Consider the following 6,467-nt stretch of genomic DNA (forward strand, 5'->3'; position numbering starts at 1 on the left):
GAGCATCGTCAGCTCGGCCAGGTAGTCCCCGCACAGGACGTCGACCGGGCCCCCGTCGAGCATCTCCCGCGCGGCGTTCAGCCGGTCGCCGTAGAAGCCGGAGATGTTCCCGATCCGCACGGCCCGCGTCCCGCGAGGGGAAGATTCGGCTGCTCTATCCGCGTGAGGGTTCCCCTCGCGCGGGGAGGAGGTGGTCGGCTGGCTCATCGCCCATCTCCTTGTGGCTTGCGGCCGGTCCCGGGCTCGCCCGCGAACGCCTGCCCGATCTCCACCCACTCCTCGGCGGCCGCACCCTCGACGGTCAGCCGCAGGTCGTCGCGGTGGCGGCGCTGGGTGATGAGCAGCGCGAAGTCGAGCGCGGGCCCGCTGATGCGGCCCGACGCGTCCTCGGGACCCCACGTCCACACCGACCCGTCGGGGGCGCTCAGCTCGACCCGCACCGGTGTCGACGGCATCTCCCGGCCGTGCGCGAGGTAGCTGAACGCGCGCGCCCCGACCCCGATGTGCGCGACGTGTCGCAGCCGGGACGACGGTTCGTGGACCGCCCCGACCGCGTCGTAGACGTCCTGGGCGTGGGCCCACGTCTCCATGATCCGCGCGGTGAGCGACGACGCCGCGCTCATCGCCGGCCCGAACCACGGCACCCGGGTCGACGGGTCGAGCCCGCGGAAGCCCTCGAGCAGCCGGCCCCGGGCCTCGTCGAACCAGGTCAGCAGCTGCGAACCGGTCAGATCCCGGAACCGTTCCGCGATGGTGTCCGGGTCGACCCCGCCCTCGGCGTCCATCTGCGCCTTCTCCGCGGCGAACGCCTCCGGGTCGGTCGCCGAGCGCAGCGCGACGTCGTCGAAGTACGCCAGGTGCGAGACCTGGTCGGCGATCGTCCAGCCCGCCGCCGGGGTGTCCTGCGTCCACTCCGCCTCGGACAGCCCCGCCAGCACCGCCCGCAGCTCGGCGGACTCGGCCGCCAGGTCGTCGCACAGCGCCGTCATCGACACCGGCATCGCTCTACCTCCCCGTCCAGACCGGGGTGCGCTTGTCGCGGAAGGCCGCCGGTCCCTCCTGCGCGTCGGCCGACCGGTACACCGGCGCCCAGATCTCCTCGGCCCGCTCGTAGGCCTCGTCACGACCCACCTCGGCCGACAGGTACGCGGTCCGCTTCGCCGCGCGCACCGACAGCGGCGCGTTGGCCGCGATCCGGGCCGCGAGCTGCTGCGCGCGGTCGCGGAGGTCGCCGGCCGGGACCACGTGGTTGACCAGCCCCACGTCCAGGGCGCGGTGCGCGTCGACCGGGTCCCCGGTCAGGAGGATCTCCAGCGCCACCCGCGGGGGGACCAGCCACGACAGCGGCGCCGCCCACGGCGACCCGCGCCCGACCTTCACCTCGGACACCGCGAACCGCGCGTGCTCGGCGGCCACGACGAGGTCGCACTGCTGGGCGAGCAGGAACCCGCCGGCGTAGGCGACGCCGTTGACGGCCGCGATCGTCGGCTTGGGTACGTCGACGTTGCGCCCGAACTGCGGCAGGAAGTCCGGCGGCGGGATCTCCAGCGCGTCCGCCGCCATCTCCTTGAGGTCGCCGCCCGCGCAGAACGCCTTGTCCCCGGCGCCCGTCAGCACCAGGACGGCCGCCGAGTCGTCGGCGACGAACCGGTGCGTGCCCTCCCACAGCCCGTCCCGCACGTCCTTGCTCAGCGCGTTGCGCGCCTCCGGGCGGTCGATGGTCAGCCAGGCGACGCGGTCGACGACCTCGTAGGTGACGTCACTGGTCAAGGAAAGATCCTCCGCAGTTCGGGCCGGTTGAGCTTGCCGCTGCCGGTGCGGGGCAGGGCCTCGACGATCTCGATGCGCCGCGGCCGGTGCATGCCGCGCAGGTCGGGGTGCGTGGCGCACCAGTGGTCGATCTCCGCGACGGTGACGCCCGGCCGGTTCGGGACGACGACCGCGGTCACCTGCTCCACCCACCGCTCGTGCGCCGTGCCGATCACCGCGACCTCCGCGAGGTCCGGGTGGCCGGCCAGGTGCTCCTCGACCATCTGCGGGAAGACGTTCTCCCCGCCGGAGACGATCATGTCGTCGATCCGGTCGACGTAGTAGAGGTAGCCGTCCTCGTCGCGCGACATCAGGTCGCCGGTGCGGAACCACCGCCGGCCGTCGTCGTCGACCGCCCACTTCTCCGGGGCCTCCTGGCGCCAGTACCCGGGCGTCACCGCATCGCCGTGCACCCACAGCTCCCCGACGCCGGGGTCGCCCGGCTCGAGATCGGGCGCCCCGTCGACGGGCACCAGCCGGGTGCGCACGACCTGCTCCATCGGCCGGCCCATCGAGTCCGGACGGCGGGTCTCGCCCGGCGCGTAGGTCACGACGAGCCCGCTCTGCTCGGTCTGGCCGTAGATCTCCGTGCCCTGGATGCCGGTGCCCTTCTCCAGCCGCTCGATCGCCGCGGTCGGGGTGCGCGAGCCGCCGAACATGCAGATGCGGAACGAGTCGAGCGTGACGGGGTCCTGCACCGTCCGGTTGCCGACGTCGATCATCATCGTGGAGATCAGCCCGCCGTAGGTGGGCCGCAGCGTCTGGACGAGCTCGAGCCAGCGCACCACGTCCCAGCGCGGCATGAAGGTGATCTGCCCGCCGCGCAGCAGGACCGGCAGGCTCGCGAGCTGCAGTCCGCCGACGTGGAACATCGGCATGCAGTTGAGCACGTGGTCGTCACCGGTCAGGGCGTAGAGGTCGATGACGCCCTCGACCTGCGCGACGGTGTTGCGGTGGGTCTGGCGCACGCCCTTGGGCACGCCGGTCGACCCCGAGGTGTACATGAGCAGCGCGTCGTCGTGGTCGAGGCGCGGCACGACGACGTCGAGGGGCTCGGCCTGCGCCAGCGCCGCCGCGAAGTCGGCGCCGGTCGTGAGCATCGCCGGGGTGTTGCCCTCGAGCACGGTCTCGACCCGCTCGACGTCGTCGGGCGGGAGGACGACGAGGCGCACGCCGGCGTCGGTCATCGCGTGGCGCAGCGGGGCGTCGGGGAACATGTGGTTGAGCGGGACGCCGACCGCACCGACCTGCCAGGCCCCGAGGAGCGCGACGAGGTACTCCAGGCAGTTCGGCGCGAACACCGCGACGCGCTCGCCCTCGCCGATCCCGCTCGCGCGCAGGTGCCCCGCGAACCGGGCCGCCCGGTCGGCGAACCCGGCGTAGTCGATCTCGACGTCGTCGAGCCGGAGCGCGACGCGGCCGGCGTGGTCCCGCGCCGCGCGCCGCAGCAGGGTGGCGATGTTCATGACTCTCTCCCCGTCGCTGCGCTCGCCCCTGGCCGTGCCGCTCCCGTGAACGCCTCGAAGCCTTCCGTGGCCGCCGACGAGCGGAGCGCGGCCGCCTGCGTGACGGCCTCGCGCTCCAGCGAGCCGCGCAGGTCGTCGCCGCCGGAGTGGTTGATCAGCTTCTTCGACAGTCCGATGGTGTACGCCGGGAGCGCGGCCAGCTGCCCGGCGAGCTCGACGGCCCGCTCCAGCGCCGCGTCCGCGTCGGGCTCGACGGCGTTGGCCAGGCCGAGCCGCTCGGCGTGCCGGGCGTCGATCTCCGGGGCGAGCAGCATGAGCTCCTTGGCCCGCTGCATCCCGACGAGGCGGGGGAGCAGCCACGCCCCGCCGACGTCGGGCACGACGCCGCGCCGGACGAAGATCTGGCACAACCGTGCGTCCTCGCTCAGCACGACGAGGTCGCAGGCCAGGGCGAGGTTCATCCCGCCGCCGTAGGCGATGCCGGAGACGGCCGCGACGACCGGCAGCGGCGACTCCCAGATCTCGACGACGAGCCGGTGGAACGCCCGCATGAGGGCGAGCAGGCCGGGGTCGTCGCCGGCGATGTGCTCGAGGATGGAGTCGGCGTCGCCGCCGGCCGAGAAGTGCCCGCCGGTGCCGGTGAGCACGACGGCGCGGACGTCCTCGTCGTCGGCGGCCGCGCGCAGCGCCAGCTCGAGGGCCTCGGCCGTGGCGGTGCCCATGGCGTTGCGGCGGGCGGGGCGGTCGATGGTGAGGATCCGGACCGGCCCGCGGTCGGTGGTCGCGATCCCGCAGGAGTCGTTCATCGGACGCGCTCCGAGGGGTCGGCGCCGCGGGCGGCGAGGACGTGGCGCTGCAGCTTGCCGGTGGTGCTGCGTGGGATGTCGGCGGCCTCGAGGAACGCCACGTAGCGGGGGCACTTGAAGCCCGCGAGGTGCTCGCGGCAGCGCTCGACGATCTCCGCGGCGGTGACCTCGGTGCCCGGCGCGCGCACGACGGCCACCTTCACCGTCTCGCCCCACCGCTCGTCCGGGACGCCGTAGGCGCACACCTCCTGCACGCCGGGGTGGCCGGCGATCGCCTGCTCGACCTCGGCGGGGTAGACGTTCTCCCCACCGGTCTTGATCAGGTACTTGACGCGGTCGACGAACGCGAGCGTGCCGTCCGCGTCGCGGCGCAGCACGTCGCCGGTGTGCAGCCAGCCGCCGCGGAACGCCTCGTCGGTCGCGGTGGGGTCGTCGAGGTAGCCCGACATCACCCCGGGGCCGCGCACCACGCACTCGCCGGGCGTCCCGTCGGGGACCTCGTGCATCTCCGGGTCCGCAGCATCGACGATGCGCACGTCGACCAGCGGCGTCGGGGTCTTGCGCAGGTGCGGGGTCTCGCCGGGGCCGGAGAAGCCGTGGGCGAGCACGTAGCTGGTCTCGGTCTGGCCGAACGCGTCGCAGAACGCGATGCCGTACTTCGCGGTGAGCTGCTCGACCACCGTCGGCATCATGTTCGCGTAACCGATCGCGAAGCGGAACGAGTCCAGGTTCCGCGTCCCGACCGGCTCGGCCAGCACGTCGGTGATGACGCCGGGCAGCAGCAGTGTCCAGCTCAGCCGGTCGCGCTCGACGAGGTCGAGGATCCGCGTCGGGTCCGCCCGTCGCAGGCAGGCGAACCGGCCGCCGGTGAGCAACGTGCCGTAGAGCGACTCGTCGCCGGCGCAGTGGAACATCGGGACCCAGGCGATGAACCCGTCGTCGGGAGTCAGCCCGAACCACTGCGCGAGCCGGAGCCCGCGGATCGCGGCGGCCTGCTGGGTGATCATCGCGCCCTTGGGCGGCCCGGTGGTGCCGGAGGTGTAGAGCACGACGTGCAGGTCGTCGGGCCGGGCGGCGGGCGCCGGAGGTGGTGCGTCGGACCGGGGGAGCGGGGAGCACCCCGGGGTCGCGTCCAGCGAGTACCAGGCCGCCACCGACGGGGCGCGGTCGCGGATCGCGGTGGCGTTCGGCGCAAGGGTGCCGGAGGTGACGAGCGCGGAGGGGCGGGCGCTCGCGACGATCGCGGCCAGCTCGTCGGGGTGCAGCCGCACGTTGAGGGTGATCAGGGCGACGCCGAGCCGCGCGGCGGCGGTGTAGAGCGCGACGTACTCGGGCCGGGTCTCGGAGAGCACGGCCAGCCGGTCCCCGCGGCGCAGCCCCGCGGCGTGCAGGCCCGCGGCGAGCCGGTCGGTGCGCTCGCCCAGCTCCCGGTAGGTCCACGGCGACTCGTCGGGCTGGTCGGAGGTGACCGCGACCCGGTCGGCGAACACGCGGAAGGCGCGGCGGAAGAGCGCGTCGACCGTCGTCCCGGTGGCCTGCTCGACGAGCGGGTGCGTGCGTGACGCGTCGATCTCCGCAGCACCGTCGGGGCTCGCCGTGAGCGTGCGCGCGGACGCACTCACGACGCCGCCTCGACCGGCTCCTCGACCACCGCGAGCACCTGCCGCGTCTCGACCTGGTCGCCCGGCGCGACGTGCATCTCCCCGACGACGCCGTCGACCGGGGCCGCGACCGTGTGCTCCATCTTCATGGCCTCGAGCACGACGAGGGCCGCGCCGGCCGTCACCGCGTCCCCGGTGGCCGCGAGCACCCGGACGACCGTGCCCGGCATGGGCGCGAGCAGCGACCCGGCGTGCGCGACCGCGTTCGGGTCGGCGAAGCGGGGGACGTCGCGGAACGCGCTGGACCCGTCGGGTCCGTCGACGAAGGTCTGGCCGTCGGCGCGGTGGACGCGGTAGGCGCGGCGCACCCCGCCGACCTCCAGGACGACGGCATGCGGCTCCGCCGCATGTGCACGGATCTGGTCGTCCTGACGACCGGAATCGTTCACCTGGGCCGTCAGGCCCCCACGGCGGAACGCGTAGCTGACCTCGAGCGTGCGGTCGCCGACGGCGTAGGCCACCGACTGCGGCGGCCCCCCGACGTTGCGCCACCCCGACGGCAGGCCCCCGAGCACCTTCGCCTCGCTCCGGTGCCGCGCCTGCAGCGCGAGCGCGGCCGCCACGGCCCGCACCGCCTCGCCGTCGTCGGGCTCGGGGTGCACGAGCTCGGGGTGCCGCGGCAGGTAGCCGGTGTCGGTGCGCCCGGCGAGGAACTCCGCGTCGCGCAGGATGCCGACGAGCAGGTCGCGGTTGGTGGTGACGCCGTGGATCGCGGCCTGCGCGAG

The 6,467-nt window shown here is 74.2% G+C and carries 7 protein-coding genes; all 7 read right to left on the bottom strand.

What is annotated here, in order from left to right; translation table 11 throughout:
- Positions 1–120 (bottom strand): acyclic terpene utilization AtuA family protein (locus AC0CYZ_RS13520; protein WP_472216121.1); only part of this gene is annotated, 120 nt, incomplete at its 3' end.
- Between the two features lie 83 nt (positions 121–203).
- Entirely contained in the window at positions 204–1,001 is a 798-nt protein-coding gene (locus AC0CYZ_RS13525) for a TIGR03084 family metal-binding protein (protein ID WP_472216110.1), read from the bottom strand.
- A 4-nt stretch (positions 1,002–1,005) separates the two neighbouring features.
- Positions 1,006–1,770 (bottom strand): enoyl-CoA hydratase/isomerase family protein, encoded by a 765-nt coding sequence (locus AC0CYZ_RS13530; protein ID WP_472216112.1) that lies wholly within the window; start codon positions 1,768–1,770, stop codon positions 1,006–1,008.
- Positions 1,767–3,275, bottom strand: a complete 1,509-nt coding sequence (locus AC0CYZ_RS13535) for a class I adenylate-forming enzyme family protein (RefSeq protein WP_472216114.1) — start codon at positions 3,273–3,275, stop codon at positions 1,767–1,769. The genes AC0CYZ_RS13530 and AC0CYZ_RS13535 overlap by 4 nt, the downstream gene beginning before the upstream one ends.
- Positions 3,272–4,081 carry an enoyl-CoA hydratase/isomerase family protein gene (locus AC0CYZ_RS13540; RefSeq protein WP_472216116.1) on the bottom strand — a complete coding sequence of 270 codons (810 nt, stop codon included), beginning with the start codon at positions 4,079–4,081 and terminating at the stop codon, positions 3,272–3,274. Before AC0CYZ_RS13540 ends, AC0CYZ_RS13535 begins: the two co-directional genes overlap by 4 nt.
- The gene (locus AC0CYZ_RS13545; protein ID WP_472216117.1) at positions 4,078–5,703 is read right to left on the bottom strand and encodes a class I adenylate-forming enzyme family protein; all 1,626 of its coding nucleotides are present in this window, start codon (positions 5,701–5,703) and stop codon (positions 4,078–4,080) included. The genes AC0CYZ_RS13540 and AC0CYZ_RS13545 overlap by 4 nt, the downstream gene beginning before the upstream one ends.
- Positions 5,700–6,467 (bottom strand): acyl-CoA carboxylase biotin carboxyl carrier protein subunit (locus AC0CYZ_RS13550; protein WP_472216119.1); only part of this gene is annotated, 768 nt, incomplete at its 5' end. The genes AC0CYZ_RS13545 and AC0CYZ_RS13550, both read right to left, overlap by 4 nt.

The organism is Actinomycetospora sp. (assembly GCF_055612215.1).